The sequence below is a fragment of the Klebsiella sp. MS 92-3 genome (assembly GCF_000195655.1).
Lineage (GTDB): Bacteria > Pseudomonadota > Gammaproteobacteria > Enterobacterales > Enterobacteriaceae > Klebsiella > Klebsiella pneumoniae.
Map to the genome: position 1 here is coordinate 1 of NZ_GL882871.1, position 312 is coordinate 312.

Consider the following 312-nt stretch of genomic DNA (forward strand, 5'->3'; position numbering starts at 1 on the left):
ACGGGAGGGGATCGATCCGGCGATCCAGCCTGTGGATAGTCCGTCTATTACCCACCCGGTTCCGTCGTTTACCCACCCAACCCCGTCTATTACCCACCGGAAACCGTCTATTACCCACCGAGGGGTTCTATAAGCAACTGATAATGAAGGTAAATTTTGCCTTCTGATTCCCTAAAACTCTTTAAAACAAAAAAAACATATATAAAACGTGTAGCCCTGGGGAAAACAGCCCGTGGAATTATGGACAATCCGGCAAGCCGGATACCTGCCTAACCGCTTCGCGGTTCCCCATTGACAGGCCAGGGACAACCG